This is a genomic window from Herbidospora galbida (assembly GCF_005233835.1).
Lineage (GTDB): Bacteria > Actinomycetota > Actinomycetes > Streptosporangiales > Streptosporangiaceae > Herbidospora > Herbidospora galbida.
Genome location: NZ_SZQA01000017.1, coordinates 72,974 through 99,949, shown reverse-complemented (window position 1 = coordinate 99,949; position 26,976 = coordinate 72,974). Strand labels below are relative to the sequence as shown.

Annotated in this window: 34 protein-coding genes, 1 tRNA gene and 1 pseudogene; 21 read left to right on the top strand and 15 right to left on the bottom strand. The window is 70.1% G+C overall.

Going from position 1 to position 26,976, the window contains the following annotated elements:
* The first annotated feature begins 3 nt into the window (after positions 1–3).
* The 5 genes from FDA94_RS18880 (at position 4) to FDA94_RS18860 (ending at position 2,718) form a co-directional block, all read left to right on the top strand.
* Positions 4–414, top strand: coding sequence for a secondary thiamine-phosphate synthase enzyme YjbQ (locus tag FDA94_RS18880; RefSeq protein WP_062334568.1), 411 nt, complete (start codon positions 4–6; stop codon positions 412–414).
* Between the two features lie 122 nt (positions 415–536).
* Entirely contained in the window at positions 537–962 is a 426-nt protein-coding gene (locus tag FDA94_RS18875; protein WP_062334571.1) for a DUF3052 domain-containing protein, read from the top strand.
* A gap of 66 nt (positions 963–1,028) precedes the next feature.
* Positions 1,029–1,469: a peroxiredoxin gene (locus FDA94_RS18870; protein ID WP_137248379.1), complete on the top strand. Its 441-nt coding sequence runs from the start codon at positions 1,029–1,031 to the stop codon at positions 1,467–1,469.
* A gap of 11 nt (positions 1,470–1,480) precedes the next feature.
* Positions 1,481–1,789 (top strand): hypothetical protein, encoded by a 309-nt coding sequence (locus FDA94_RS18865; protein ID WP_137248378.1) that lies wholly within the window; start codon positions 1,481–1,483, stop codon positions 1,787–1,789.
* A gap of 14 nt (positions 1,790–1,803) precedes the next feature.
* Positions 1,804–2,718 carry an ROK family protein gene (locus FDA94_RS18860; RefSeq protein WP_137248377.1) on the top strand — a complete coding sequence of 305 codons (915 nt, stop codon included), beginning with the start codon at positions 1,804–1,806 and terminating at the stop codon, positions 2,716–2,718.
* 120 nt (positions 2,719–2,838) lie between these two features.
* Here the strand turns inward: FDA94_RS18860 and FDA94_RS18855 are convergent, their stop codons facing one another.
* Positions 2,839–4,230 (bottom strand): amidohydrolase family protein, encoded by a 1,392-nt coding sequence (locus FDA94_RS18855; RefSeq protein WP_137248376.1) that lies wholly within the window; start codon positions 4,228–4,230, stop codon positions 2,839–2,841.
* 118 nt (positions 4,231–4,348) lie between these two features.
* Between FDA94_RS18855 and FDA94_RS18850 the strand changes: the two genes are divergently transcribed.
* The 7 genes from FDA94_RS18850 (at position 4,349) to FDA94_RS18820 (ending at position 9,353) form a co-directional block, all read left to right on the top strand.
* The gene (locus FDA94_RS18850; protein WP_137248375.1) at positions 4,349–5,158 is read left to right on the top strand and encodes an IclR family transcriptional regulator domain-containing protein; all 810 of its coding nucleotides are present in this window, start codon (positions 4,349–4,351) and stop codon (positions 5,156–5,158) included.
* Positions 5,159–5,227: 69 nt separating this feature from the next.
* Positions 5,228–6,334 carry a CaiB/BaiF CoA transferase family protein gene (locus FDA94_RS18845; protein WP_137248374.1) on the top strand — a complete coding sequence of 369 codons (1,107 nt, stop codon included), beginning with the start codon at positions 5,228–5,230 and terminating at the stop codon, positions 6,332–6,334.
* The gene (locus FDA94_RS18840) at positions 6,331–7,086 is read left to right on the top strand and encodes a citryl-CoA lyase (RefSeq protein WP_137248373.1); all 756 of its coding nucleotides are present in this window, start codon (positions 6,331–6,333) and stop codon (positions 7,084–7,086) included. Before FDA94_RS18845 ends, FDA94_RS18840 begins: the two co-directional genes overlap by 4 nt.
* Positions 7,087–7,099: 13 nt before the next feature.
* Positions 7,100–7,963 carry a DODA-type extradiol aromatic ring-opening family dioxygenase gene (locus FDA94_RS18835; RefSeq protein WP_137248372.1) on the top strand — a complete coding sequence of 288 codons (864 nt, stop codon included), beginning with the start codon at positions 7,100–7,102 and terminating at the stop codon, positions 7,961–7,963.
* The gene (locus FDA94_RS18830) at positions 7,960–8,322 is read left to right on the top strand and encodes a hypothetical protein (RefSeq protein ID WP_137248371.1); all 363 of its coding nucleotides are present in this window, start codon (positions 7,960–7,962) and stop codon (positions 8,320–8,322) included. Before FDA94_RS18835 ends, FDA94_RS18830 begins: the two co-directional genes overlap by 4 nt.
* The gene (locus tag FDA94_RS18825; RefSeq protein WP_137248370.1) at positions 8,319–9,266 is read left to right on the top strand and encodes a quinone oxidoreductase family protein; all 948 of its coding nucleotides are present in this window, start codon (positions 8,319–8,321) and stop codon (positions 9,264–9,266) included. Before FDA94_RS18830 ends, FDA94_RS18825 begins: the two co-directional genes overlap by 4 nt.
* Before the next feature lie 15 nt (positions 9,267–9,281).
* A tRNA-Val gene (locus FDA94_RS18820) sits at positions 9,282–9,353 on the top strand.
* 498 nt (positions 9,354–9,851) lie between these two features.
* Here FDA94_RS18820 and FDA94_RS18810 read toward each other — a convergent pair.
* Positions 9,852–11,243 (bottom strand): LVIVD repeat-containing protein, encoded by a 1,392-nt coding sequence (locus FDA94_RS18810; protein WP_137248369.1) that lies wholly within the window; start codon positions 11,241–11,243, stop codon positions 9,852–9,854.
* Positions 11,244–11,469: 226 nt separating this feature from the next.
* On the opposite strand from FDA94_RS18810, the gene FDA94_RS18805 reads away from it, so the two are divergent.
* Positions 11,470–12,192, top strand: coding sequence for a DUF305 domain-containing protein (locus FDA94_RS18805; RefSeq protein WP_137248368.1), 723 nt, complete (start codon positions 11,470–11,472; stop codon positions 12,190–12,192).
* Here the strand turns inward: FDA94_RS18805 and FDA94_RS41565 are convergent.
* The 8 genes from FDA94_RS41565 to FDA94_RS18765 form a co-directional block, all read right to left on the bottom strand.
* Entirely contained in the window at positions 12,181–12,678 is a 498-nt protein-coding gene (locus FDA94_RS41565; protein WP_137248367.1) for a transposase, read from the bottom strand. The two genes, FDA94_RS18805 and FDA94_RS41565, sit on opposite strands and share 12 nt — an antisense overlap.
* Before the next feature lie 247 nt (positions 12,679–12,925).
* On the bottom strand, positions 12,926–13,693 hold the full coding sequence (locus FDA94_RS18795) for a protein phosphatase 2C domain-containing protein (RefSeq protein ID WP_137248366.1): 768 nt from the start codon (positions 13,691–13,693) through the stop codon (positions 12,926–12,928).
* Positions 13,694–13,774: 81 nt separating this feature from the next.
* Positions 13,775–14,368: an Asp23/Gls24 family envelope stress response protein gene (locus FDA94_RS18790; RefSeq protein WP_137248365.1), complete on the bottom strand. Its 594-nt coding sequence runs from the start codon at positions 14,366–14,368 to the stop codon at positions 13,775–13,777.
* Positions 14,365–15,000 carry a DUF6286 domain-containing protein gene (locus tag FDA94_RS18785; RefSeq protein ID WP_137248364.1) on the bottom strand — a complete coding sequence of 212 codons (636 nt, stop codon included), beginning with the start codon at positions 14,998–15,000 and terminating at the stop codon, positions 14,365–14,367. Before FDA94_RS18785 ends, FDA94_RS18790 begins: the two co-directional genes overlap by 4 nt.
* On the bottom strand, positions 14,975–15,301 hold the full coding sequence (locus tag FDA94_RS18780; protein WP_170991016.1) for an Asp23/Gls24 family envelope stress response protein: 327 nt from the start codon (positions 15,299–15,301) through the stop codon (positions 14,975–14,977). Before FDA94_RS18780 ends, FDA94_RS18785 begins: the two co-directional genes overlap by 26 nt.
* Positions 15,298–15,483 carry a hypothetical protein gene (locus FDA94_RS18775; RefSeq protein WP_137248362.1) on the bottom strand — a complete coding sequence of 62 codons (186 nt, stop codon included), beginning with the start codon at positions 15,481–15,483 and terminating at the stop codon, positions 15,298–15,300. Before FDA94_RS18775 ends, FDA94_RS18780 begins: the two co-directional genes overlap by 4 nt.
* Positions 15,480–15,836: an Asp23/Gls24 family envelope stress response protein gene (locus tag FDA94_RS18770; protein WP_246060032.1), complete on the bottom strand. Its 357-nt coding sequence runs from the start codon at positions 15,834–15,836 to the stop codon at positions 15,480–15,482. Before FDA94_RS18770 ends, FDA94_RS18775 begins: the two co-directional genes overlap by 4 nt.
* Positions 15,833–16,246: an Asp23/Gls24 family envelope stress response protein gene (locus tag FDA94_RS18765; RefSeq protein WP_246060031.1), complete on the bottom strand. Its 414-nt coding sequence runs from the start codon at positions 16,244–16,246 to the stop codon at positions 15,833–15,835. The genes FDA94_RS18770 and FDA94_RS18765 overlap by 4 nt, the downstream gene beginning before the upstream one ends.
* A gap of 329 nt (positions 16,247–16,575) precedes the next feature.
* Between FDA94_RS18765 and FDA94_RS18760 the strand changes: the two genes are divergently transcribed.
* Complete coding sequence (locus FDA94_RS18760) at positions 16,576–16,830, top strand: hypothetical protein (protein WP_137248360.1); 255 nt, start codon at positions 16,576–16,578, stop codon at positions 16,828–16,830.
* 24 nt (positions 16,831–16,854) lie between these two features.
* Here FDA94_RS18760 and FDA94_RS18755 read toward each other — a convergent pair whose 3' ends face one another.
* A complete protein-coding gene (locus FDA94_RS18755; protein ID WP_137248359.1) occupies positions 16,855–17,172 on the bottom strand; it encodes a hypothetical protein in 318 nt (105 codons plus the stop codon).
* A gap of 303 nt (positions 17,173–17,475) precedes the next feature.
* Between FDA94_RS18755 and FDA94_RS18750 the strand changes: the two are divergent.
* Positions 17,476–17,865, top strand: a pseudogene (locus tag FDA94_RS18750) (DUF4352 domain-containing protein); the annotation flags it as partial.
* Between the two features lie 49 nt (positions 17,866–17,914).
* On the top strand, positions 17,915–18,397 hold the full coding sequence (locus tag FDA94_RS18745; protein WP_137248357.1) for a hypothetical protein: 483 nt from the start codon (positions 17,915–17,917) through the stop codon (positions 18,395–18,397).
* 63 nt (positions 18,398–18,460) lie between these two features.
* Here the strand turns inward: FDA94_RS18745 and FDA94_RS18740 are convergent, their stop codons facing one another.
* Positions 18,461–19,192, bottom strand: coding sequence for a LysR family substrate-binding domain-containing protein (locus tag FDA94_RS18740; protein ID WP_246060030.1), 732 nt, complete (start codon positions 19,190–19,192; stop codon positions 18,461–18,463).
* Positions 19,193–19,247: 55 nt separating this feature from the next.
* Here FDA94_RS18740 and FDA94_RS18735 point away from each other — a divergent pair, with 55 nt between their 5' ends.
* Together FDA94_RS18735 and FDA94_RS18730 are read left to right on the top strand one after the other, a co-directional pair.
* Complete coding sequence (locus FDA94_RS18735) at positions 19,248–19,619, top strand: DUF5997 family protein (RefSeq protein WP_137248355.1); 372 nt, start codon at positions 19,248–19,250, stop codon at positions 19,617–19,619.
* Positions 19,620–19,747: 128 nt separating this feature from the next.
* Complete coding sequence (locus FDA94_RS18730; RefSeq protein ID WP_212735386.1) at positions 19,748–20,158, top strand: nucleoside triphosphate pyrophosphohydrolase; 411 nt, start codon at positions 19,748–19,750, stop codon at positions 20,156–20,158.
* Here the strand turns inward: FDA94_RS18730 and FDA94_RS18725 are convergent.
* The 3 genes from FDA94_RS18725 to FDA94_RS18715 all read right to left on the bottom strand — a co-directional run bounded on the left by FDA94_RS18725 (position 20,133) and on the right by FDA94_RS18715 (position 24,333).
* On the bottom strand, positions 20,133–21,026 hold the full coding sequence (locus FDA94_RS18725; RefSeq protein ID WP_212735385.1) for an alpha/beta fold hydrolase: 894 nt from the start codon (positions 21,024–21,026) through the stop codon (positions 20,133–20,135). The genes FDA94_RS18730 and FDA94_RS18725 overlap by 26 nt on opposite strands.
* 99 nt (positions 21,027–21,125) lie before the next feature.
* Positions 21,126–22,043, bottom strand: a complete 918-nt coding sequence (locus tag FDA94_RS18720; RefSeq protein WP_212735384.1) for an RNA polymerase sigma factor — start codon at positions 22,041–22,043, stop codon at positions 21,126–21,128.
* A gap of 175 nt (positions 22,044–22,218) precedes the next feature.
* Positions 22,219–24,333 (bottom strand): TerD family protein, encoded by a 2,115-nt coding sequence (locus FDA94_RS18715; protein ID WP_137248352.1) that lies wholly within the window; start codon positions 24,331–24,333, stop codon positions 22,219–22,221.
* Positions 24,334–24,450: 117 nt separating this feature from the next.
* Here FDA94_RS18715 and FDA94_RS18710 point away from each other — a divergent pair, with 117 nt between their 5' ends.
* The 3 genes from FDA94_RS18710 (at position 24,451) to FDA94_RS18700 (ending at position 26,976) form a co-directional block, all read left to right on the top strand.
* Positions 24,451–25,947 carry an alkaline phosphatase PhoX gene (locus FDA94_RS18710; RefSeq protein WP_137248351.1) on the top strand — a complete coding sequence of 499 codons (1,497 nt, stop codon included), beginning with the start codon at positions 24,451–24,453 and terminating at the stop codon, positions 25,945–25,947.
* Positions 25,948–26,045: 98 nt separating this feature from the next.
* A complete protein-coding gene (locus FDA94_RS18705; protein WP_137248437.1) occupies positions 26,046–26,705 on the top strand; it encodes a DNA alkylation repair protein in 660 nt (219 codons plus the stop codon).
* Positions 26,706–26,745: 40 nt separating this feature from the next.
* Complete coding sequence (locus FDA94_RS18700; protein WP_137248350.1) at positions 26,746–26,976, top strand: hypothetical protein; 231 nt, start codon at positions 26,746–26,748, stop codon at positions 26,974–26,976.

Sequence of the window (26,976 nt, the reverse complement as noted above, 5' to 3'; positions counted from 1 at the left end):
GATGTGAGATCTCAGGTCATCGAGGTGCGGACGGGCTCCCGGGAACGGGTGCACGACATCACCGCGGAATGCGCGAGGTTCGTCGGAGACGCCGGAGGCGACGGTCTTCTCAACGTCTTCGTCCCTCACGCGACGGCGGGCGTGGCGCTGATCGAACTGGGCGCCGGCAGTGACGACGACCTGCTGGCCGCGCTGGGCGACCTGCTCCCGGCCGACGACCGCTGGCGGCACGCCCACGGCTCCCGGGGCCACGGGCGGTCTCACGTGATGCCGGCCCTGATTCCGCCCTATGCGACGGTGCCCGTCATCGGGGGGCGGCTGGCTCTGGGCACCTGGCAGTCGATCGCCATCGTGGATCTCAACGTGGACAACATGGAACGTCGTGTTCGTTTGTCCTATTTGTCCGAATCGTAGATAACGGTGCGGGTCACTGACCGTGGCGACCGTTGACGACGATGGGTCACAGCGTGTGGACTGTGCCGAACGATACCCGCAGCGGTTTCCGAGCGGGGTCGATCCGAGCAGGAGGGATGAGAGTGAGCGCGACCGCGGGTCAGGCGCAGGGCGAGCGCGGCCTGGCCGAACGACTCGGCCTCAAGCCGGGTCAGGTGGTGCAGGAGGTCGGCTGGGACGAGGACAGCGACGAGGCGCTTCGTCAGTCCATCGAGGAGCTGACCGGCAACGAGATGGTCGACGAGGACTATGAAGAGGTCGTCGACGTGGTGCTCCTGTGGTACCGCGACGGGGATGACGATCTGTTCGACATCCTGAGCGGTGTGACCACGGCGCTGGCGGACGGCGGCCAGATCTGGCTGCTGACCCCCAAGGCGGGCCGTGACGGCCACGTCGAGCCGAGCGACATCGGTGAGGATGCCACGACCGCCGGCCTCGCGCAGACCAGCAGCATCAGCGCGGCCAGAGACTGGTCGGGCACGAGACTCGTCTTCAAGGGCCGCCGCTAGCCGGCTGGGCCCCGTCCTGCCGTACGGCCGCCGCCGTACGGCAGGCTCACTACGGGCGGAGCGATCATGGACATGCCGACCGCCGGGTCTGTCGCGCCCGACTTCGAACTGACCGACCAGCACGGCACGCCGGTCCGGCTGTCGGGTCTCCGCGGCCGGAAGGTGCTGCTGGTCTTCTTCCCGTTCGCCTTCACCGGCGTCTGCCAGGGCGAACTCCACGATCTCCACGGGTTCGACGACGCGGCCGTGCTTGCCGTCTCGGTCGACTCGATGTTCGCGCAGCGGGCCTGGGCCGACCGCGAGGGCTGGGACGTCACCCTGCTCTCGGATTTCTGGCCCCACGGTCAGGTCGCGCGTCTTTATGGTGTTTTCGATGAGGTGAAGGGGGTCGCCTCTCGGGGGACCTTCATCATCGACGGCGAGGGCGTGGTGCGCTGGACGGTCGCGACCGCGATCGGGCAGGCGCGCGACGTCGCCGACTATCGGAAAGTCCTCAGCGAGCTGTAGGGGAGGCCGACATGCCCTGCTACCGATGCGGGGCCCGGCAGACCGACCCGGTTCGTGGCGCGAGCCCGTGGAGGCGCGGGGTCCGCTCTGACACCCAGGTCCTGATCTGCCCGGACTGCCAGCGAGCCCATGACCTCGAACTCGACGCCTGTTCCTCGTGCGGCTCGACGGCCCTGGTCTGCCGCCTGGGCGAGGTCGAGTGCCGCTCCTGCGGCCACGTCCGCAGCGCCGGCGAGAGCGGCCCCGGGCGGCCTTCGGTGCCCGCCGACCTGGCGGCGGAGGTGGAGGCGGCCCTGTCTCGCGTACTCGGCCGGTCGTGAGATTAGATGTCCGGATGAGTTACGTGGTCGCCCTGGATGTGGGCGGAACATCGATGAAGGGCGGCCTCGTCAGCGAATCGGGCGAGGTGACCGGTTTCCCCGGTCGTCCGACCGGGCGGGAGGACGGGCCCGAGGCCGTGGTCGCCAACATCCGCGCCTATGTGGCCGAACTCGCCGCCTCCGGCGACGGGCCGCCGCGCGGCGTGGGCCTGGCGGTGCCCGGCATCGTCGACGCCGACACGGCCCTGTTCTCGGCCAACATCGGCTGGCGTGACGTCCCGGCGGGCGCGTTCGTGCCCGAGGGGCTGCCGGTGAGCCTGGGCCACGACGTGCAGACGGCGGGCCTGGCCGAGAGCGTCTTCGGGGCCGGGCGCGACGTGACCGACTTCCTCTTCCTGCCCATCGGTACGGGTATCGCCGGCGCCCTGATCATCAAGGGCGAGCCCTACGGGGGCGTCAACGGCTGGGGCGGCGAGATCGGCCACACCCCCGTGTGGCCCGACGGCGAGCGGTGCGCCTGCGGCCAGACCGGCTGCCTGGAGACCTACGCCTCGGCGGCCTCCCTCGGCCGCCGCTACACCGAGCGCACCGGAAAACCGGCCACGGCGGTCGACGTCATGGCCAACGCGGCCACCGATCCCCACGCCTACGCGGTGCTGGCCGAGGCCGTCGAGGCCCTGGCGATCTCGCTGGCGTCGTACACGCTGCTCATGGACCCGGCGATGATCGTCATCGGCGGCGGCCTCGGCGAGGCCGGCGAGGCCCTGCTGATGCCGCTCCGCGACCGCATGACCGAGCGCCTGAGCTTCCGCAAGCCCCCGCCGCTGCGCCAGACGGCACTGGGCGTCCGCGCGGGGATGCTGGGAGCGGGCATCCTCGGCTGGCGCGCGGCGGGGGTACGGAACTGGGCGCCTCAGCTCGACCTGTAGTCCGTGCATATGCACAGTGGATTGTCGAGAAAGGCGTCCCCGGTTCGGCGGCTCAGCTCGACCTGTAGTCCGTGCATATGCACAGTGGATTGTCGAGAAAGGCGTCCTCGGTTCGGCGGCTCAGCTCGACCTGTAGTCCGTGTACATGTACGGATTGTCGAGAATCTTGGTCTCCGGAATGTCCGGGTTCATCCCGGTGAGCCAGGCGTCGCCCAGTTCGCTCATGAGGTGGTCGACCGTCTGCGTCACGGCGGCGCGGGCGGCGTCGACGCCCTCGACCCTGCCCTCGCGCTTCACGATCCGGCCGTCGACCACGACGGTGTGGACGTCGCCGCGCTGGGCCTGGAAGGCGATGTGGCCGTAGGGGTTGAGGATCGGGAACATCACGGGCGAGGCGTCGTTCTTGATCAGGACGATGTCCGCCTTCTTCCCGGGCTCCAGGCTGCCGATCTTGTCCGACAGGCCCAGGGCCGCCGCGCCGCCCCGGGTGGCCCATTCGACGACCTGCTCGGCCCGCAGGTGGCAGTGCGTCACGGTCTCCGACTTGAGGTGGGCCTCCAGGTGCTCGCGCGACCGGTCGGCGCCCAGGGTGGCCCGCATGGCCGAGAACAGGTCGCCGCTCCACCACACGCTGGTGTCCATCGACAGCGACACGGGGATGCCGTGGTGCCGGAGCTGCCACGTGGGCGGGTAGCCCTGCCCGGCGCTCTGCTCGCTCTCGGTCGAGACCGACACCGAGCCGCCGGTGGCGGCGATCCGGTGGTAGGAGTCGGGGCTGAGCGTCGCCGCGTGGACGTACGTGGTCTCGGGGGTCATGAAGCCGTTCTCGTACATGAGCCGGATGCCGTCGTCGTTGGTCGCGCCCCACACCCCCGCGTGGGTGGTCACGGGGAGCCCGAGGTCGCGGGCGGCCTCGAAGGCGGCCTTCTCGGGGAAGGCGGGGTCGCCGGTGACGTCGAAGGCCAGCTGGAGCCCCAGCAAGTCGCCCCATGACCGCCGGCCGATGAAGGCGCGCAGGTCGGCCGAGGGCGCCCAGTCCCAGGGGGCCTGCTGGATGTTGCCGTACGCGAGCACGAACCGCCCAGGCACCGCCTCCAGCGCGTCGACGGCCGCCTCGGCGTGGTCGACGGTCTGCAGCCCGTGCGACCAGTCGACGGTGGTGGTGACCCCGGCGTCGAGGGCTTCGACGCCGCCCAGCAGGTTGCCCGCGTAGACGTCCTGGGGGCGGAACTTCTTGCCCCATTCGAGGTAGTACCAGACGAAGTACTGGGTGAGGGTCCAGTCGGCGCCGTAGCCGCGCATCGCGGTCTGCCACAGGTGGCGGTGGGTGTCGATCATGCCGGGCATCACGATGCCGCCGGACGCGTCGATCTCCTCGGCGCCCTCGGGCACCTCCAGATCGGGCCCGACGGCGACGATGATTTCCCCGTCGGCCAGCACGTCGCCGCGCGCCAGCACGGTTCGCCGGTCGTCCATGGTCAGCACGAGTCCGTTGCGGAGGACGATGGGCATAGAGCTGCCTCCCAGAGTCGCGGACCAACGTCCGCCTGGCGGTCGCAGAAACGTGAATGCAACAATGCGAGCCCCCTTGGCCGATGTCAAGACACTCAGGGCCGTCTAAAGTCGACCCATGCCACGCAAGGACACCGGACCCGACTTCATCGAGGCCCTGGCCAGGGGGCTCGATGTGATCAAGGCGTTCGGCCCGCGCCAGCGGGCGATGACCCTCACCGAGGTCGCCACGGCGACCGGACTGGCCCGCCCGACCGCCCGCCGCATCCTGCTGACCCTGGAGGAGCTCGGCTACGTCAGGGCCGCCGAGGGGGGTTTCGCGCTCACGCCCCGGGTGCTGGAGCTGGGGGTGGCCTACGTCCACTCGATGGGGCTGTGGGAGATCGCCCGGCCCCACCTGGAGCAGCTCTCGGCGCTGACGCGCGAATCGTGCTCGATCGCGCAGCTCGACGGCTCCGACATCGTGTACGTCGCCCGCGTCGCCGTGCCCAAGATCGTCACCCTGTCGGTCAGCATCGGGACCAGGTTCCCGGCGCTCCAGACGTCGCTGGGCAAGGTCCTGCTGGCGGCGCTGCCGACCGCCGAGGCCGACGCGGTGCTGGAGACGCCCAGCCAGTCGGGCATCACGCCGCGCTGGCGTCCCTCCACCGAGGAGCGGCACGCGGCGCTGCGCGCGGTCCGGGCCAGCGGCTGGGCGGTGACCGACGAGCAGCTCGCGCCGGGCATCCGCTCGGTGGCCGCGCCGCTGCGCGACGGCCACGGCAAGGTGATCGCGGCGATCAACGTGAACGCCCACTCGGCCGAGACCTCGATGGAGAGGCTGACCGAGGAGTTCCTGCCCGCCCTGCTCCGCACGGCCGGCGCGATCGGCGCCGACGTCGCCCTGCACGAGTCGATCCCCCAGTCGACCTCACAGGTCCCCGCTTGACATCACCTTCGCCGCCCGACAAGACTCGGGATCGCGGACAAGTGTCCGCGTGACGGACGAAGGGATCACATGGGCGCACTCGACGGCATCCTCGTGGCCGATTTCTCCCGGGTGCTCGCCGGGCCCTACGCCACGATGTTGCTGGCCGACATGGGCGCCGACGTCATCAAGGTCGAGGCGCCCGGCGGCGACGACACCCGCAACTGGCTGCCCCCCGAGCGCGACGGCGTCTCGACGTACTACCTGGGCGTCAACCGGGGGAAGCGCTCGGTCGCCCTCGACCTGAAAGACCCCGCCGACCGGGCGCTGGCCCATGAGCTCTCGGCCCGCGCCGACGTCTTCATCGAGAACTTCAAGCCCGGCGGCCTGTCGGCCTACGGGCTCGACTATCCGGCCGTGCGGGAGCGCAACCCCAAGGTGGTGTACGCCTCCATCACCGGCTTCGGCGCGGAGGGCGGCGCCCATCTGCCCGGGTATGACCTGATTGTGCAGGCGGTCTCCGGGCTGATGAGCCTCACCGGTTCGGCCGACGGTCCGCCCTACCGGGCGGGCATGTCGGTCTTCGACGTGATCACCGGCCTGCACGCGGTGTCGGGCATCCTCGCCGCGCTCTACGCCGGCGGCGGCCAGCGCGTCGAGGTCAACCTGATGTCGTCGGCCCTGTCGGCGCTGGTGAACCACACGAGCGCCGTGGTCGCCGGAGAGGTCACCCCCCACCGGATGGGCAACGCCCACCCCTCGCTGTTCCCCTACGAGCCGCTGGAGTGCGCCGACGGCGACCTGGTCGTCGCGGCGGGCAACGACGGTCAGTTCCGGAAGCTGTGCGAGGTCCTGGGGGTGCCCGAACTGGCCGACGACGCGCGCTTCGCGCGTACCCGCGACCGGACCGCGAACCGGGCCGCACTGAAGCCGCTGCTGGTCGCGGAGCTGAAGAAGCGGACGCGAGCTGAGCTGTTCGCGCAGCTCAGCGCGGTCGGCGTGGCCTGCGGGCCGATCAACACGGTGACCGAGGGGGTCGCCCTGGCCGAGGACCTGGGCCTGGAACCGGTGGTCGGGCCTGGCGGCGTGCCGTCGGTCCGCCACCCCATCCGCTTCTCCGGCACGCCCGCGGGCTACCGGCTGCCGCCGCCCGCCTTGGACGAACACGGGGACGAGATCAGGAAGTGGCTGCGATGAACTTTCCCACCGGCATCGGCACGTCCGACGCCGACTCCATCAGCCTGCTCGGGCAGGACCTCGCCCACGACCTGATGGGCAAGGTCGGCTTCGGCGAACTGGCGTTCTGGCTGGTGGCCGGCCGCCGCCCCACTCCCGGGGAGACCCGGGTGTTCGAGGCGGTCCTGGTCGCCTTGGCCGACCACGGCTTCACTCCCACGGCCATCGCGGCCCGGCTGACCCTGCTGAGCGCCCCCGAGAGCGTCCAGGGGGCGCTGGCCGCCGGGCTGCTGGGCGGCGGATCCCGCTTTCTCGGCGTGACCGAGGACGCCGGCCGCTTCCTCCACGAACTGGTCGAGTTCTCCGACGGGGACGACTGGGACGGCGTGGCGCGCGAGGCCGTGCGCGAGGCGCGGGCCGAGAAGCGGCTGATCCCCGGCCTGGGACACCCCGTGCACAAGGTCGAGGACCCCCGCACCCCCGTGCTGTTCGCCCTGGCCCGCGAAGAGGGCGTCTTCGGCCCCCACCTGGCGCTGTTCGAGGCCATCGGACGGGTCCACCCCGAGGTCCTGGGCCGCAAGCTGCCGCTGAACGGCGCCGGGGTCTGCGGGGCGGCCCTGGCCGACCTCGGCCTCCCGGTCGACCTGCTGCGCGGCTTCGCCCTGCTGGCCCGCGCCGCCGGCCTGCTCGGTCACCTGGCCGAGGAGCGCCGCCGCCCCATCGGCATGGATGTCTACCTGACCGTCGACCGGAACGCGACGTACGAACCGTAGAGAAGGTGTCCGCATGGCAACACTGGCCGCCGTGATCGCGTCCACGCACCACCCGTTCTACTACAAGGCCAGCACCGCGCCCCCGGAGGAACGCCCGCCGTTCGCCGACGAGTGGGTCGCCAAGATCACGGCCTTCCGCGAGACCCTGACCAGGGCCCGCGCCGACGTGCTGGTCATGGTCGGCTCCGACCACTTCCACCAGCTGTGGCTCGACAACATGCCGCAGTTCCTGGTGGGCAAGGCGCCCTTCTACGACGCCAACTGGTACAACGAGGAGCGCGAGTTCGGCCTGCCCCGCATGCTGCTGCGCGGCCACGAGGAGCTGTCGTCCCACATCCTGCGCGGCGGCCTCGACGAGGGCTTCGACCTGGCCTTCTCCAACGAGCTGCGGATCGACCACAGCATCACCTGCCCGATCATCACGCTGCGCCCCGAGGCCGACCTGCCGATCGTGCCGATCTACACCAACATCTTCGCCCCGCCCCTGCCGAGGCCCGCCCGCTTCGTGGAACTGGGCCACTCGATCAGACGCCTGATCGAGACCTGGCCCTCCGACCTGCGCGTCGCGGTCATCGGCACCGGCCACCTGTCGCTGGAACTGGGCGGCCCGAGGCAGTTCGGCCCCCACGGCCCCGACCCGGAGTTCGACCGCAAGGCGGTCGAGTGGATCGCCTCGGGCGACATCGAACGCGCCCTGGCCGAGGTGACCCTCGATTCGCTGTGGACGCCCGGCAACGCCACCCACGGGTTCATGGACTTCATGCTCATGATGGGCGTGGCCGGAGAGGGCGCCAAGGCCGACTACGCCGACTCGCTCGACCTGTTCCACACGATGGAGGCCTACTTCACCTGGTATCCGAACGGGGTCCCGGCATGAGCAAATACCTGCTGAACAAGTTCCTGTTCACCGTCGACCGCGACCCCGACCTGGTCGAGCGCTACCGCGCCGCCCCCCACGAGACGGTGGCGTGGTGGGAGTCGACCATGGCCAACGAGCTCCTGAACTGCCACGGCGGCGAGGCCAGCACGTGGCTGGCCTTCGACGACGTCGAGCGGGACGCGCTGACGGGCCACGACTACGTGAAGCTGTTCGAGCTGGGCGCCCACCCGTTCCTGACGCTGACGCTGTTCATCGCGATGTTCGAGCGCGACTACGAGGAGCCGCTGGCGTTCCAGAAGGAGTACGCGGCCCGGCTCTCCCACTTCACCCTGCCCTACCCGGACATCGCCACATGAGCTCACCGATGCGGGCGGCCCTGGTCGAATGCTGCGGCCGCCCCCCGGTGGTGGGAAACGTCCCCCGGCCTCTTGCGGGGGCCGGGGACGTTCTCCTGTCCGTCACCTGCGCGCCGATCACCCCCCTGGACCTGCTGTGCGCGACGGGGACCTCCTACTTCGGCGAGCCGGCGCTGCCGTACGTGCCCGGCGTCCAGGGCGTCGGGATCACGCCCGCCGGGGAGCGGGTGTGGTTCCCCACGTCGGCCGGGATGGCTCCGGGCGACGGGAGCATGGCCGAGTTCTGCGCCGTGCCCTCTTCCGATCTCGTACGCCTGCCCGAAGGCTGCGACGATGTCACGGCGGCGGCCCTCGGCCTGTCGGCGGTGGCGGCGTGGCTGGCCCTGACGTGGCGGGCCCGGCTGGAGCCCGGCGAGAAGGTGGTGGTCCTCGGGGCCGGCGGGACGGTGGGCCAGGTGGCGCTGCGGGCGGCCCGGCTGCTGGGCGCCGGTGACGTGGTGGGCGTGTCCCGGGCGCCTCGGGAGGGGTGCATTCCCCTGGACCCGGTGCCGACGCTGGCCGCCCGGCTCCGGGAGGTGATCGGGGCCGCCGACGTGGTGATCGACCCGGTGTTCGGAGAGCCCGCCGAGGCGGCTCTGCAGGTGCTCGCGCCCGGCGGGCGGCTGGTCAACCTGGGCGGGTCCGCCTCCGACTCGGCGGTGCTGTCGTCGGCCGGGCTGCGGAGCCGGGCGGTCTCGGTGCTGGGCTACTCGAACAACGCGGTGAGCCGGGAACAGCGGGCCGCGGCGCTTGGGGCGATCTTCGGGCATGCCGCGCGGGGAGAGCTGTCGGTTGATCACTATGTGGTCGGTCTTGATGACGTCGGCGCGGCTTGGGAGGGTACGCGGGGAGGACGCGCGGTCGTGCGGCTTACCGAGGTGCCTTCGGCCGTGGGAGTGCCGTAAGGTGTAAGCGGTCCGGGGCGGTTAGCTCAGCGGTAGAGCACTCGCCTTACAAGCGAGGGGTCACTGGTTCGAACCCAGTACCGCCCACCTGCACATAGACCCGATTGCTGATCTTGGAAATCGGGTCTGGGTGACTAACTCCCGAAGATGTCGTCCATGGCCTCGGCGCCTTCCATGAGGACCGGGCGGATCTGCTTGCGATAGACGGTCTCCGTGACGACCGTCGTGCGATGGCCCACCAGGCGGGAGATGTCCTTGATCGGGACTCCCGGGTCGGAGAGCAGCGAGACGAAGCTGTGCCATCTCGCGCGGCGACCAGTCGCGTTCCGGGAGACTTGATGACCTTGCGGAAGTCGCGCCTCACGTTGTGCGCTGTGAGGGCGTTTCCCGTCTTCGTGCGGAAGACGAGATCCGAGGCCGGCCTGTTCCTCGTGGAGAGCCTTGAGGGCTTCCACGCACAGGCGCGGCAGCTTGAGTACCCTCCGATTCGGCTCGGCACCCGGCCGAAGGCGACTTCGCGGCGACGACCGTCGGAGGCGAATGCGGCCCTCGCCCAACGAGGCGAGGGCCGCGAATCAGGGCTGACTAGTGCTTCTTGTCCTTGTAGGACGGCTGCGTCTGCGCGTTGAAGTCGTCCATCTTCACGCTGTTGGCCTGGTTCGTACGGTGGTCGTTGATCTTGAACACATCGAAGCCCCGGGTGAACTCGGAACCGTAGATGTAACCGTTGTAGTAGTAGGCCGACCAGTAACCGTCACCGAGGTTCTCACCGGGACCGCGCTCGAAGTAGCCGATCTCGTGCGGGTTGGCGGAGTCGGTGAAGTCCCAGATCGAGATGCCTCCCTGGTACCAGGCCTGAACCATGATGTCGCGGCCCTTGACCGGGATCAGCGAGCCGTTGTGGGCCACGCAGTTCTCGGTGTCGGCCTGGTGGCGGGAGATCTTGAAGTAGCTGCGGAAAGTCATCTGACCGTCCGCGATGTCGAAGATGGCGTCCGCGCCGCGGTTCGGTCCGATCGCCTCGTTGCAGGTGGCGGCGCTGCCGCCGCCCAGCTCGTCGGTGAAGATGACCTTGTCGCCCTCGTTGTTGAACGTGGCGGAGTGCCAGAAGGCGAAGTTCTCGTCGTCACGAACGACGTCGAGAACGGCGGGGGCCTCCGGGTTGCGGATGTCCAGCAGGATGCCCTCGCCCATGCACGCGCCCGCCGCGACACCCTTCTCCGGGTACGCGGTGATGTCGTGGCAGCCGCTGGTGGCCGACGTGCGGTAGGGGTAGGGGAGGCTCTCACCCGGGTTGCCGCCGTCCGGGAACAGGTTCGGCGTGGCGACGACCGAGGCGGCGGCCGGGTCGTTCAGCGGCACCTTGACGATCGAGATCAGGTCATGGGGCGGCTGACAGTCCGGGAACGACGCCGACGGGCTGTAGGAGGAGATGTACAGGTAGACGCTCGCCTTGTCCGTGCCAGGGACGAGCGTGTGGGTGTGCGAACCGCAGTTGGTCTCGATCGACTTGACGTAGCGCGGGTTGGCCTTGTCGCTGATGTCGAAGACCCGGATGCCCTCCCACGACGCCTTGTTCGCGGCCGACTGGCTCACGCTGGTGCAGGAGTCGTCGCTGCGGGAGGAGTCAACGGAACCGAACAGCAGGTTGCCGTAGACGGAGATGTCCATCTGCGACCCGGGACACAGCACCGAACTGACCAGCTTCGGCTTCTTCGGGTGCTTGATGTCGTAGACGGAGAAGCCGCCGTAGTTGCCGACGTAGGCATAGTCGCCCTGGAAGGCGATGTCGGTGTTGATGGTGGTGAGCAGGGAGTCGGGTCGCGGTAGGTTCGCGACGTGCTGAACGTTATCGCTCATGTCGATAGCGCCAGGGGGCAGGGTGTCAGCGGCCTGAGCCGGTGTCGTGGAGAGCGCGAGCGCTCCGGCGGCACCGAGCACGGCGAGTAAACGCCCAACCCTGCGGAGGGGGGACATTGAGGGAACCTCCGGGTAAAAGGATGCAAACACCCCTGATGGTGACTTTACCCAGGCCCTCAAGCAAGTCGTCAATATGTCACATATTTCCTACGATCCGTCTCCTTTACTGTCACAAGCCCAGGCCATAGGTTCCTCAGAAGGACCGAAAGGGGGACGGGTGCGCACAGCTCCCCTCATCATGACCAGGCACGATCGCTCCGCGACCACAGCCGAAAGGACCGAAATGCGCAGAGCTCCCGCCGTCATCACGAGCCGCGTTCCCGCCCCGAGCGCCGATCCCCATGTGCTCAGAGCTCTCCCGCTCCGACAGGCCGGGACCACCGCGGTCAAAGCCTTCCTGAGCATCGCGGGGGCCACCCTGCTCTTGACTGCCTGCTCGTCTCCCACCGAGCCGGCCAACGTCATCACCGACGCCCCGGTCATCGTCCCCGGCAAACCGGGCGAGGTCGCCGCCACCCTCACCCCCGGCCAGACCTTCGCCCCCCTGCCCTCCCCCACGATCAACGCCACCGACGTCCGCTACGTCCAAGACATGATCGTCCACCACCGCCAGGCCCTCGAAATGGCCGCGCTGGCCCCCGACCGCGCCCAATCCCCCCGCCTGAAGTCCCTGGCCGACCGCATCTACGACGCCCAGGGCCCCGAAATCAACGCCATGACCACCTGGCTCGAAGAAGAGGGTCTGCGCGAACCCGACCACCACGCCGACCACGCCACGATGCCCGGCATGGCCACCCCCGCCCAGCTCACCGACCTCCGCAACGCCAAGGGCGAATCCTTCGACACCCTCTTCCTCACCCTGATGATCGCCCACCACAAGGGCGCCATCACCATGGCCGAAACCCAATTGATCAACGGCTCCCACGACCGCGTCCTCACCTGGGCCCAGGACGTCGTCGCCGAACAAAGCGCCGAAATCACCCGCCTCCAACGCCTACTCGGCTAGAAGGCCGCTGAAGATCTTGTTGGCGTGTGGCGCCCTGCACCTGTGCTGACCTCGGGTTCCGTTGCCCCGTGCGACGATCCAGGCGATGGCCCGTTCGACGGGAGGCCGCCAGCGCCGGTAGTCCTCTTGCCGGGCCGGATCGGTTGCCGCTTTCCGGCGGGCGGCGGCGAGTTCGTCGCGGTGGGGGCGAATGGTGAGGACGCGCCCGGCTTCGGCCTTGGTGCAGCGCGGGCGCAGCGGGCAGCCGGCGCACTGGCCGGTGCAGAACGTTTTACGCTGCCGGTTGCGGCCTGAGGGCGCCGACAGCGGAACCTGGTCCAGGTCGAACCCGCCGGGCGCAACGGCGCGGGTTTGATCACCGCGCGATGTCCCGCCGAGGTCAGCGCGTGACGGCAGGGCCCAGTGGAATAGGCGGCATCGCGTTTTCCGAAGGTGTCGGTGGACAGTCCCCGGTGAGGGGCGAGCTCGGTTATCTTCTGGAATCACGTGTCGGCCCGCAGGCCGCCCACTTTGAGCCTCTCACCTGTAAAAGCAGGCGAGGGACTTTCTTTCGTTTCTCCGAGCCCGCATCCAGGCCCATTTGGCCGGCGACGTTGAAGCGGCGCTTACCGCTGAGGGTTCGTGGCACCGGCGTCACGTACTCATGTACCTGGTGCCCGTCCACGGCGACGTCGCGGCGCAAGGCTTGGGCACAGAAAGTGCATCCGCAGTGCGACCAGACGCACAGGCCGTTTCACATCGCATCTTCCGCCCACGTCATCCACGCCGCCGTCGCGTCGTCGTGCCGCTTGGCTCCATGGGGAGGTTCATGGCCTTCCTCCGCTGCGCGGACCTGCTCGATGAGGCCGCTCGGGCCATGGCCTTCCGCGAGGTCGACCAGATCTCGCCAGGATCGCCCGAACCATGTCACAAGCCGGCTCACCCCGTCGGTCATGAGCAGGACGCCGTTCACTCGATCAGCATCGATCGTCCCTGTCAGCGCCTCCCGCGCGGCTTCCGGCCGAGTGCTCGCCACCCAGAAGCCCCCGGGCCGGTTACGCAGTGATCTGACAAGCTCGAGGCTGTACGGCCGGCCGCCCGGCAGTTGTTCCGTCCGACCGTCGTCGACCACCGTGAGAGTGCCGTCGCACCGGCGCAGCACGATCGGAGAGTCGCACAGCACCAGATAGTCGACGAGGTCGCGACGACGACGCACGATCGCCACGGTCGACGATGGGGAATCGGGGTTCGCGATGTCGCAGGTGTCGACGTGCGCGGCGACGGTGGAGCGGATGGCCTGTTCGAGGATGTCGGCGAGCGAGGCCTCCCCGCGCGTGATCATGCCCCGGGCGAGGTCGCTCGCGAGTCGGGAGACGAGCCAGGGCACGTCGTGCACGCACCCGGAGTCGACCCCGGCCGGGGCCGTGGCCCCATCGAGGACGGCGACCCAGGTAGGGCCGCCGACGACGAAGTCCTCGTTCCGCCGATCAGGTGCCGGCCTGGATTCGTAGGTGATGCGCACGAGCGATCATGCGCATGACGCTGACCTCGATGTCCAGGCCACCGGACCATGAACAGCCCGGCCCTGCGGCTCAGCGCCGTTTCAGTGGACCACGCGGGTCCGTCTGCCCGGGTCGAAGCGGAGCCGTATCAGGACGGGCAGGCGTTCCAGGCCCAACGCCGTCCGCAGGTTGGGGAGCGCCTCGTCGTGCAGGCGGGTGATCAGGGCGTCAGGATGCGCCGGGTCTTGTGAGGTCACCCGCAGGTCGAGGGCGGGTGCGTCCGGCTTCCCGCGCAGGGAGGCCCGGGCGTGCCGCACGCCCTCGTAGGTGCTCACCTGATCGGCCAGGGTTTCGCCGGCCTGCTTGCCGCCGATCTCGGTGATCCCGGACGGGCCGGAATCCAGGCGCATGCGGCCCAGCCGGTCGAGTCGGAACTGGGCGAGCAGCCAGCCCAGCCCGACGGCGCCGATCACGAAGCCCCCGGCGGCGACGGCCGGCCAGAACCAGGAGGTGGAGCCGGCGAAGGTGGAGACGGGACCGGGCAGCAGGGGCGACCGGGCGGCGTTCGCGCCGAAGACGCCCAGGCCGCACGCCAATGCGGCGGCGCCCGCCACCAGAAGGATCAGGCCGAGCAGCACCAGACCGGTTCGGTTGCCCCACGCGATGCCCCGGCCGAAGGCCCTACCTCGTGTCATGACGCACCCCTCACCTTGGTCTTGACCGTGTAGCGGCCGACCGGTGCGAGCTTGGCCAGCTCGTCCTCCACGGCGTGCCGCACGCGTTCGCGCACTGCGGCCGTGTCGCGCAGGTCGGTGCCCGCGTGTACGGTCACCTGCCGCCCGCGTATCTGCGCCCGTGCCCGGCGAACACCGTCCACCTGGGCCGCGACCGTGCCGAGCACCCGGGCCAGCATGCGCCGCGGCGTGCTGATGATCATGTCGGGGTCACCGCTGCGCAGCGCCACCAGCCGGGGTCGCCCGGAGACCGTCCCGATCAGGATGAGCAGCAACCCCACGATCGCGATGGCCCCGGCACCCGCCATGACCGCGTTGTCCTGCCAGGTCGTCGCACGGGCCCAGTCGGCCACCCGGTCGTAGGGCACGATCCGTGCCGGGTGGCCGAACAGCGCCGAGATCGTCTCCACCGCGATCAGCAGCCCGGTGGCGAGCAGGACGAGCGCGGCGATCGCCGCGGGCACCTTCCGCTTGGGGCGCAGGAAGCGCGTCGCGCCCTTCCCGCGCGCGGACGCGCGGGACGGCGGTTCAAGGGTCTCTCCGGTGATGTGACGGGGTTCGGGAGATTCAGCTCCCGCGTCGAGAGTCGTCATAGCCGCTCCTCGGTTCTGGCACCAGCCGGACGACGTCGACGTCGACGTTCTCCACGGTGATGCCGGTCAGATCGCGCATCCGGCTCATGAGCCGCTCGCGCGCCTCCGCCGCGACCTGACGCACTGGTGCCGGGTAGCGGACGGCGATGCCGAGCCGCACGGCGGCGACCGCTCCGCTGACGGACGCCGCCACTTGTGGCCGCTCCGCGAGCCGGTCGTCATCTGCGGCCACCTCTGTGGCGATCTTCACGAACGTGCGCTCCGAGACCCTGGTGGCGCCGGGCCCGGCCGGGGCGGTCACTGCCGCCTTGCCCGGAGCTTGGGAATCTCGACGCCGCCTTCGAGGATGAGCCCGACGAAGAAGCCGACGACCCCGAGGACGAGCACGATGAGGAAGGCGTTGAGGCCGCCGAAGGCGCCGACGATTCCGAGGATCGTGCCGAACGTGAGTCCGACGATGGACCAAACTGGGAACTGGTTCATGGTGAACCTACCTTCCTGGCTTCTTCGGTGTCGGTGACGTCTTCGACCGTCACGTCCACACGCCTGTCGCCGGACAGCGGGCTGACGGCTTCGCGGACCTCGGCCACGATCTCCGGGATCGGTCTGCCGTACCGGACGGCCACATGGATCTCGACCGCCTCGTCGTGCAGGCGCACCCCCGGCACGGATCCGCCGGGAAGGTACGTGGTGGCCGTCCCGAACCGGCCGCGGGTGAGCGCCGCGACGCCGGGACACGAGACCACCGTCTCGGCGATCCGCCTCGCGTCCGGAGCGGTCCGGGGCCGCGTGACCCCCGGGTTCCGGGGGGCTGTACGGCCCCTGCCCCTGGTCATTGGACCCGCGCACCTTCCCTGGCGCCCGAGGACTCGTCCTGGCTCGGCAGGTAGACGTCGTCCACCGCGACGTTCACCTCGGTCACTTCGAGCCCGCACATCTCACCGACGGCTGAGATCACGTTGTCTCGGACCGCTGCCGCGAGGCCCGGAATGGCCACGCCGTAGTCGACGACCAGATCGATGTCCACGGCCGCCTGGCGCTCGCCGACCTCGACGGCGATGCCGCGGGTGACGCCTTCCTCGGCGCCGAGTCTGCCCTTGAACGCGCCGAACGCGCGGGCCGGGGCGGTGCCGAAGTCGTGGACGCCGGAGATCTCCCGGGCGGCCACGCCGGCGATCTTCGCGACGACGTCCCCCGCGATGGTGGTGCGGCCGTGGTCGGGGGCGCGCTCTCGCGGGACTGACATGCCCTGGGCCGATGGCGCATTGGTCTGCGTCATATGAATCCCCCACTTCGACCTTTTGACGGCCTTATCGGTTTTGGCCGTCTTCATCCCCTAGTACCCCTTTTGGCGAAGGAAAGCCTGAATGTCAGGGTTAGGTTGCGTCACGGACCTGCCTTGACTTGCCAAAGCGACGCCGGACCGCGATAGGCGCCGACCCGTCGGGGCGAGCTTCATTTGAGGCCGGCCGCGCGGACACGGCGTCGCCCTGGAACGGGCTGATCGTCGAGTACCCGGCACCCATTCGCCTGTATGGCTTAGCCATGCGCATGTATCAGACGTACACTCTGAGCATGGAACGCCCCAAGTCGCCATGGATCCCTGTAGGCATCGACGCGGTCGCCGCACATCTCAGCGTGTCCGAGAACACCGTCATCGCCTGGCGGCGGCGCTCGGCGAAAGAGTGGGTGAACGTGCCGAAGTTCCCGACTCCGGCAGGGAAGATCTCCGGCCGGGACTGGTGGTGGCTCTCAGATGTCCTCGACTGGGCACACCTGACCGGCCGCCTCAAGGAGCCGATACCCGAGAACTGGTCGCCCCCTGCGTGACGCGAGCGGCGTGGCCGCGCACCGTCACTCAGATGCCGTGGGCGCAGCCGACGTTCCACTGGGAGGAAATTCGGAGGACGCATTCCCGGCCCTCCACAACCCGACGCCCGACAGAACGAACAGCAGGCCGGTCAACAACCAGATCTTCCACGATCGAAAGAACAGCAAGGCCGCCAGCAATGCGGAGACCAGCCCGATCACCGCACCCGCCGTGCCGGCCAGCACGGTGTCAGGATCCGCCATGCGTTCATTTCCAGGAATGAACGAGTAGCGGTAATAATCCATGCCGAACGCCACAAGGCCGCAGAGCAGCGAGACTCCATAGAAGATCACGAAGAACACGACACGCGACACTCGTCGGATCGCCCCTTGGCTGTCCAGAGACATGGTTTTCGACGGCCGTCCTGTTGAAGATCACCCACCTGCGAGGACAGGCGAGGGGCTTCGCCGTCGCCGGGCCCGCACAGTTCGCCCGGGTAAGGCGGATCAGGTCCGACAGGATATAGGAATACGACTTGCCCTCCAGTTTCCCGGGGTGGCCGTCGGCTTCCCGATCGCCCTGCACGGGCTGGACTCCGACCTGCGGTTTGATGCCACCGTGACTCAGGTCGTCGACCCGGCCACGCCCTCGAACGACTTCTCAAGCTCGATGCGGGTGCCCGCTGGGTGGCGGTGGAGCTGCAGGTGAAGAACACGGGAGCGGCCGTGTACAGCGACGCGCTCGGCAACGGCCTCAAGAGGGCCAGGTACTCCCAGACCTTCGGGGACGTGAAGGAGGGGGTGATCTTCTCGGCCGTCACGGCCAATCCCGGGGACTCGCGTAAGGGCGTGGGGTTGTTCGAGGTGCCGCAGGACGCCAAGCTCACGACGCTCCAGCTGGCCCTGAAGCCAGCGAGAAGGGCGAATGGACGATCTCCTGAGGCCCTGGTGGTCATTCGATCTGACCCCCTCAGCTGGGCCCGCGGCGCGCCATGCCCGCGATCAGTTCCACGCCTGGAACCCGGCGGAACGGGATGGAACGCCTTATCTGTGTGAGACGGCCACGTCTCTTCTTCACCCTTGATCAATTCAAGAAGGACAGATCATGAAAAGCGTTCTCAACCGGCTGGCCGCCGCCGCGGTGGCCACCGTCGGCGTCATCGGGCTCATGACGCCGCCCGCCCAGGCGGCGACCGTGATCACCGCCCACCTGGAGATCGGGTTCAACACCGGCGTGCCCGCCGCCCGGACCATCAACCTCAGCGTCCACGTCCCCATGGACGAGTACGACGCCAACGGCTACCTCATCCACGGCGGCAGGATCCAGGTCCGCTTCTACGGCAGCGACTCGGGCACCGACCCGGTGATCTACGGCCCGGTCACCTGGTACCGGGGCGACTACGGCCTGACGGCGGGCCCGGACGGCATCCGCCTCGACTACGGCTGGGAGGTCCCCCAGGGCTCGTTCCTCAACGAGGACGACAGCTGGGTCAACAACGGCGACGAGGTCTACATCGTCGCGAAGTTCATCGACGGCGACGGCGCGACCATCACCGCCGAATCCAACATCGAGGAAGGCATCTACTGATGCCGACCGATGGTCCGGCGCTCCCCCTTCCGCGCCCGGACCGCCCCTCCTCGCTTCCCGAGGTCAGCGAGGCCGGTTGCCCCTCTTCTTACGGCCCGTCGTCGGCACGGCCTTGCGGCCGGAGCCGCTCCGCGCCGGTTTCCGCTCCTGCCGCTGGGCCGGCTTCTCCGCGGGGGAAGCGGTGACACGGCCGCGCGTGCTGTTCACCGTCCGGCCCCGTACGACGCCGATGAAGTCTTCCACCAGGTCGGTGGTCGCGTCGGTGCGCCAGGCCAGGCCGACCTGGGACTGCGGAGCGTCTCCCACCGGCCGATATGTCAGATCCCTCCGGTGGTGGAGGCGGGCCAGCGACTGCGGAACCACGAGCAGCCCGCTTTCTGCCGCCACCAGCTCGACCGCGTCGGCCGTCGTGGCCGGGCGGGTGAACGCGGGCCGGCCGGGCCGGGCCGTCCATTCGATGGTGTCGTCCAGAGGATGGAACACGTCGTCGTCGGCCAGGTCGGCGACGGCCACCTCTTCAGCGGCGGCCATCGCGTGGTCTTTGGGCACCACGACCACCGTGGTCTCCACGTAGAGCGGGATCACGCTGAGCCCGTCGCGGTCGACCGGCAGCCGGACGAACCCCGCGTCGGCGCCGCCGTCGCGCAGGAGTTCCACCACCTCGGCCGCGGGGACCGCGAGCAGGCTGATCGGTACGTCGGGCACCCTCTCGGTCCAGACGTTGACCCATTTCGCGGGGGTCACCCCGGGCACGTACGCCAGCCTGAACACCCTGCCGGTCTCCCCATCAGTCACCGCCTCAGGGTATCGATGTCGGGGAGACCCGCTCCGACTGACTATTCTCGACGCCATGACCTCGTCCAAGCCGAAGACCGTCCAGACGATGAAGCCCGAGACCGCGGCCAAGAAACTGGACGTTCTGCTGTCGGCCACTCCCGCCGAGTTCCAGGAGGGTGTCGTCTCCAGGGACGAGCTGAACGCGCTGCAGTCGGCGCCGCCCGCCTGGCTCGTCGACCTGCGCCGCAACGGCCCGCACCCCAAGCAGGTCGTCGCCGCGAAGCTCGGAGTCTCCATCTCCGGCCTGATCAGAGGCGGGATCACCGAACCGCTGACCACCGCCGAGATCGAGGCGCTGAAGGCGGAGAACCCGGCGTGGCTGGAGCGCGAGCGGGCCGTCCAGAAGGAGGCCCGCAAAGAGGCGCTCCGCCTCAAGCAGCGCTAGAGAACGCCGGGGGTGAAGACGACCATCACGTCGTCCGTACCCAACAGGTAGCCGCCTTCCGGCGGCGATCCACACGTCCGTGTCCCTTGAGCTCAGCCGGCGTCAACGGGTGGTAGACGACCCCCCGGATGCGGCTGCCGCGCATCCGGGCGATCGTCCGCTCGTACTTCACCTCGGTCAGCACCGGCATCGCCACAGCATCACCCACCGCGGGCGAGAAGCGAAGAGAGTATCGACGTATGGGCAAGCTGGTACGCGACCGGATCCCCGACATCATCCGCCTGGGCGGTGAAGAGCCCACGGTCTCCGTGCTCGGCGCGGACGCCTACCGCGAAGCGCTCCAGGACAAACTGGCCGAGGAGGCCGGCGAGCTCGCCGAGGCCACCGGTGCGGAGGTCGCCGAGGAACTCGCCGACCTCCTCGAGGTGCTCCGGGCGATCGCCGACGTCCACGGCCACTCGTGGCACGACGTCGAGCGGGTCGCCGCGGAGAAACGTGCTCGGCGCGGCGCCTTCACCGAGCGGTTCTACCTGCACTGACGTCCGCCCCGGCGACCGCGAACCCGGCGATCACGCGGGTGAACTCCTCCGGCTGTTCGAGATGGCCCATGTGGCCGCTCTCTTCGAGCACCGCCAGACGCGACCCTGGGATGAGCTCCTGGGCGAGGCGTGCCCAGCGGGTGCCGCCGAAGAAGTCGTGCACGCCGGAGATGATCAGCACGGGGACCACGAGGGAGCGGAGTTCCCCGCGCACGTCGAACGGCGCGGGCTCCTCGCCGCGCATCGGGTCGATCCACGCCCTGAGGGCGGCGCGCAGCGGTTCGAGGTCCTGCTCCCGCGTCCAGTAGTCGGCGAAGTACGCCGGGAGGATCTCCCGCAAGGACGTCGTGTACGCCTCGTCGTCCTGGGCCGCCAGGGCCCGCTGGAACGCCGCCGGGATCTCGGCCGCCGCCGGGCGGTGCGGGAGCCGCTCGGGGAAGGCGGCGATGCGGGCCATCGCGTCGTTCCAGAACTCCTCTCCGGTGACCGGTGAGGTGGAGTAGAGGATGGCCCCGGCGACGCGGCCGGGGTGGTCGAGGGCGTAGCGCTGGACGACGAACCCGCCGTGCGAATGGCCGAGCAGGAAGACAGAGGGCACGTCCAGGTGCTCGACCACGCCGTGGACGAACCGGGCGTAGGTGTCGATCCGGTAGTCGCGGGGGTCGTCGAGGCGGCCGGACGACCCGGTGCCGATCGGTTCGAGGTACACCATGGTCAGGTGCTCTTCCAGGGCCGGCAGCCGCAGATACCTCCATTCGATGCCGGGCCCGCCCGAATGCACCAGGCACACCGGCCCGGCCCCCGCGACGTGGAAGACCTGGCGCACGCCGTCCACAGTGATCTCATGGGTGCCCTGTACGAGAGTCATCGTCATCCCTTGCGTTCCGCGCCGGGCCCCAGGTCAGGGCCCGGCTGACGTGAACGGGACGCGGAAGCCCGCGGAGAAGTTCGGTCGTTTCCCTGTGTTCTACGTCACCGGGTGGAACAGCCGCAGCCGCCGGACCCGCCCCTCGCGGAGGTGGTGCAGCCACACCAGGCTGGGCGGGCAGTGCCCGGGGTCGTCGGGCGGGCTGATCAGGTCGGCCCGCCAGATGGTCAGGTCGCGGCCGGCCACCACCTCGACCAGGCGCTGCCGGACCCCGGCGGCCAGGTCGGCCTCCATGCCCCTGATGGCGAAGGCGCGGTCGTCGGCGGCCCGTTCGCCGCCCGGTCCGACGAACTCGACGTCGGGCCGCCAGTGGTCGCGCACCACCTCGGCGAACGCGCCGCGCTGGGCCGCCGCCAGCATCTCCTCGGCCTCCCGGCGGCGGGTCCGGGTCAGCGCCGCGGCGTCGTCGTGGGCCAGGTCGGCCGTGCCCGCCAAGGCAGTCGCCAGCTTCGCCCTGGCCTGGCTCAAGCGGCTGCGGACGGTGCCGACGGGCACCTCGCACAGGGCGGCGATCTGGTCGTAGGAGGAGACGTCGCTGAAGTAGCGCAGCAGGGCGACCAGCCGGACGGGTTCGGAGAGGTCGTCCATCGCGTGCCAGACCCAGTCGCGCAGGGCCCGGCGCTCCAGCAGTTCCTCCGGGGTGGGGCCGGGCGCGGGGATCTCCCCGTCGGGGAAGGGGACGGTGCCCGTCGTCCGCAGCCGGGCCCGGCAGGCGTTGCGGACGATCGCCCGCAGCCACGGCCCCGCGGCGGCCGGATCGCGCAGCCCGTCGATTTTTCGCAGGGCGAGGAGCATGGCGTCCTGGACGGCGTCCTCGGCGTCGGGGCCGTGGCCCAGGATGCTGAGCGCGACCGCGTGCATGCCGGCCCGGTGCCGCGAGAGGAGCAGCCCGAGCCCGGTGACGTCGCCCGCCACGGCGGCCCGCACCAGGTCCGCGTCCGAAAGGGCGCCCGGCACCTTTCCCCCTTTCAGGCCTCTGACCTGGGCAAGCCTACGCGCATGCGAAAAGCCCGCCGCCCTCGGAAGGGCCGGCGGGCTTTTCGAGCGAACCGAAGGCGAGGAAAGCGGGAAAGCTAGCAGTCCAGTGAGTTGAGAAGGAAGCGTCTCCCATGGCCTCGCGAGGATGACCGTATCAGGCGGGAATGAGCTCGTGCAGCGTCGCCGCGGTGATCACTCTCGCTCCCTGCGGAGGGTCGGTGGGCGCGGCCAGGCCGATGAAGGTCGTGCGGTCGGTCGTCGCGCTCTTGGCGCGCAGCAGGTCGACGAGGTAGCCGACGCGGAGGTGGTCGCGTTCGACGATCGAGCGCACCAGCAGGCTCGTGGTCAGCCGGTTGACCTCCACCCGGTTGAAGGCCGGATGCCCCTTCAGGTACAGGTGCAGCCACTTCGCCCGCCACCCGCCGGCCTCGTCGCGGAGGAAGGCCAGCGGGAGGGCGACCCGCCCGGCCCCCCGGAGGTCCGACTTGGCCCGTACCGTGCGCGGCTCGAACGGCCTGCCGTGCTGTTCCTCGCTCCGGACCATGAAACCGAAGAAGGCCTCGGCCGCCTGGTCGAAGGCCTCTCCGCTGAAGATGTTGACCTGCGGGATGATGATCGGCCGGGTCGACTGGGCCAGGCGGATGTCGATGAACTCCGACGCGCCCTGGGGCGCTTCGGTGAGATCGCCGGAGTACTGGGCGAAGCCGGTGCTGTAGTTGGTCCACGACACGTGCTGCTCGTCGCCGTACTCGGCGTCGAGCATGAGCGCCGACAGGTCGTAGTCGGTGGTCCGCTCGCTCTGGCGCCAGTGGACGAAGAAGCGCAGCAGTTCCCCGTCCACCGCCGAGATCGAGCCGCGCGGCAGCAGGCCCAGTCCCGGTGCGACCGCCTTGCCCGACAGGGGCAGGGCGACGTCGAGCACGTCGTCGTCGACGACCAGCACCCCCGGGTCGGGGAGGCGGCGGGCGATCTCCTCGTCGAGGAGGGCGAGCGCCTCGGCGACGACCTCTCCGGCGAGCGGGTCCCGCGTGTCGGGGGCGACCCAGGCGCGGCTCCGCTGGTTGGCGAAGACCCGGGCCGGAAAGGCGGCGGCGCGGTTCTGCAGGTGCTCGCGGAGCGACAGCAGCACCCGGCCCGACGCGCTCCCGGCGGCCTGACGGGCGGCGTACAGGACCGAAGAAGGCGACTCCCCGACCCGCAGCAGGTGGTCGAGGCGGCGCAGCAGCGCGCCCGGGGTGTTCGTGAGGAGTTCGAGGGCCTCGGCGGTGCGGCCCGCCGCCAGGGCGACCTCGACCCTGCCGGTCAGGCTGACGGCCGGGCGCTCGCCGCGGGCGACCTCGAAGACGCGGGCGGCGCGGGGGAACCTCGGGTAGTCGTGGGCGTGCAGCCGCTCGCCGAGGCGCTTCCACTGCTCTCGGTGACGGGGGACGTCGCCCAGCTTGGCCGTGGTCGCGACGCCGTCGAGGGCGGCCAGCAGGGTGCGCCGCTCGGCCCGGGTGAACGACCGGAAGCGGGTCGGGTCGGTCAGCGTGATGTCGCCGCCCGAGATGCCGCAGGCCAGCCGCAGCACGTCGGTGACGGTGTCCACGAGCGGCGCACGCCCGGCGGCCAGCCGGGCCTCGTTGACGACGGCCCGGTTCTCCCGTACGGGGATGCGGTCGGGCTCCCCCGCGCAGACCCTGGCGAGGTCGCGGAGCAGCACCACGTCCTCGGCCGACAGGGGGACCTCCGACCCGGCCAGCGAGGCGAACAGCGCCTCGACCTCGTCGGCCAGGGCGCCGCCCAGGTCGAGCACGGTCACCCGGTCGCCGGCGAGCGGGACGAGTTCGGCGTGCGCGGCCAGCAGGTCGGCGTAGGTGTGGCGGTAGACGCCGTAGCCGGGGAGGGTCAGCAGGTTGCCGGGCGAGACCCGCCCGGCGGCGACCGGGTCGCGCAGCGCCTCGGCCAGCAGGCCGGCCCAGAACTCGACCGTGTCGGGGACGTTCCTGGGGAAGTCGACGAAGTAGGCGTTGTGCCGGACGTGGTCACCGACGAGCGTGCGGACGGCGGCCAGGACGCGGACGCCGAGGTCCAGCACCTCACCGGGGGGCAGCCTGCCCAGCCGGTCGAGCAGGGCGGTGGAGCAGGCGAACCCGACGCTGAGCAGGGCGGCGTCCAGCTGACGGGCGGCGACCTCTCCGGGGGCGCCCTCCGGCTCCCCGGCCGGGGGCTTCATGGGCACCTTCAGTCGGCGCGTGATGACGAGGCTCTCCAGCGTTTCCACGGGCATAGCCTTCCATGTGAGGTGCATTCTGCGGCAACGCCCCGTTGGCCCGGGGTTCAGGTGAGACTCCAAAGCTCTTCAGGTCGGGGACACATCGCCTGGCCGTACCGCAGGAGTTTAAGAATGAGCATTTCTCGCCGCCAGATCTTTTCCGGAAGCGCCGCCACCGCCGTCGGCCTCGCCGTCGGGGGCGTGCTGCCGACCCTTGGCGCGACCCCGGCGTCGGCCGCCACCAGCACCGGGACCGCAGGGCGGCCGCTGCGTCCCTTCCCGCCGTTGAAGGACGACCCCAACGGGATCCTCGCGCTGCCCGACGGCTTCTCGTACAAGATCGTCACTCGTGAGGGCCAGACCGACATGTCGTTCGGCCAGGGCAAGACGCCCGGCCTGCACGACGGCACCGGCGTCGTGGGCAGCAGGCACGCGGGGCTGACGTTCATCCTGAACCACGAGTCGGCGCCGCACGCGATCACCAACGGCGTCCCGCACATCCCCGGCACCGTGTACGACCCGGGCGCGCCCAACGCGGGCGGCTGCACCGTGGTCACCACCGACCCCAACGGCAACCTGACGGGTCAGTGGGTCGGCATCTCCGGCACGATCCGCAACTGCGCCGGCGGCGTCACCCCGTGGGGCACCTGGCTGACCTGCGAGGAGTCGTCGACCCGCGCGGGCGGCACCTGGTCGGGCGGCGGCCAGACCGGCACCTACCAGAAGGACCACGGCTACGTCTTCGAGGTCTACCCCGACCCGTCGGGCGCGCAGCTGCCCAAGCCGATCAAGGCGTTCGGCCGCTTCGACCACGAGGCCCTCGCCGTCGAGCCGAAGCAGCGCCGCGTGTACCTCTCGGAGGACGCCAGCGGCCCCAACGGCCTCTTCTACCGGTGGACGGCCAGCCAGGGCCGTCTGGAGAAGGGCATCGCCGACCAGCTCGGCGACACCGAGGGCACCCTTGAGGCGATGCAGATCCGCCTGGACGACGGCAGCATCGTCCCCGACGTCGCCTACATCACCTCGGCGCAGCTCGGCCGCCCGTTCAACGTGACCTGGGCGCCGGTCCCCGACCGCGACGCCAAGACGACGCCGACGCGCCTCCAGTTCGCCGACGGCACCGTCACCCGCGGCAAGAAGTTCGAGGGCGTGTGGAGCAACGGCGACGGCTGCTACATCGTCAACAGCTACGCCTTCGCCACCGCCGACCTGCCCGCCGACGCCGCCAAGCACGACGGCATGGTCTGGTTCTACGACTACAAGGACGAGACCATCACGCTGGTCACGTACTTCCCGCACAACCCCTTCTCCGAGGGCGAGGGCGTGAACCCCAAGTACGTCGACATGACCTTCGACAGCCCCGACAACGTGACCGTCACGCCGTGGGGCACGCTGGTCCTGGCCGAGGACGGCGCCCGCGCCTCCCACGTGCTCAGCTCGGTCCCGGGCGGCCCGACCTACGCCATCGCCCGCAACCAGCTCCAGATCGGCACCAGCAACGGCAACCCGACCTACTCGGAGTTCACCGGGCCGACCTTCTCCCCTGACGGCAAGGTCCTCTTCGTGAACATCCAGACCCCGGGCATCACCCTGGCCATCACCGGCCCGTGGCAGGACTACCTGCGCTAGAACGACGACCGGCCTCGCCGGCGGTGCGGACGCCGTACCGCCGGCGGGGAGGTCCGGTGGCTATCCTGGGCGTGACCGACGTACAGGAAGTGGCCCCGATGGTGGCTGAGGTGCTGGCCGAGCTGGCCGAACTCGAAGACCCGAAGACGCGCGCGGTGAACGAGCGGCACGGCGACGACCACGGCGTCAACCTCGGCAGGCTGCGCGCGCTCGCGAAGCGCCTGAAGACGCAGCACGAACTCGCCCTCGACCTCTGGGCGACCGGCGACACCGCGGCGCGGCTGGTGGCGCTGCTGATCTGCCGCCCGAAGGCGTTCGGCGCGGGCGAGCTCGACGCCATGCTGCGCGAGGCCCGCGCGCCCAAGGTGCACGACTGGCTCGTGAACTACGTCGTGAAGAAGAACCCGCACGCCGAGCAGCTGCGCCTGGCCTGGACGGCCGACCCCGATCCGGTGGTCGCGAGCGCCGGCTGGGCGCTGACCACCGAGAACGTGACGAAGAAGCCCGGGGTCCTCGACCTGCCCGGCCTGCTCGACGTCATCGAGGCCGAGATGAAGGGCGCCCCCGACCGGCTGCAGTGGGCGATGAACCACTGCCTGGCCCAGATCGGCATCGACCACGCCGAGCACCGCGCCCGCGCGGTCGCCATCGGTGAGCGCCTCGAAGTGCTCAAGGACTATCCGACCTCTCCGGGGTGCACGTCCCCGTTCGCGCCGGTCTGGATCGCCGAGATCGTCCGCCGGCAGGCGGCGAAGTAACGGCCGCCCACCGGGCTGATCGCGAACGTACCGTGTGGGCATGCGCAAGGTCTTGGGAGTTCTCGGCTTCGTCCTGGGCGCCTATCTGATCGTTCGGGCCCTCGCCGAACCGTTCGTCATCGACATGTCCGACCCCGCGACGTACCGGGACGACTGGGGCGGCCCCAGCCTCGCGGGCGTCCTCGCGGTGCACTGCGGCCCCGGCGTGGTGTCGGCCGTGCTGATCGCGTGGGTGCTGCTGCGCCGCCGGTCGAGGTCGCGGAGTCGCTGA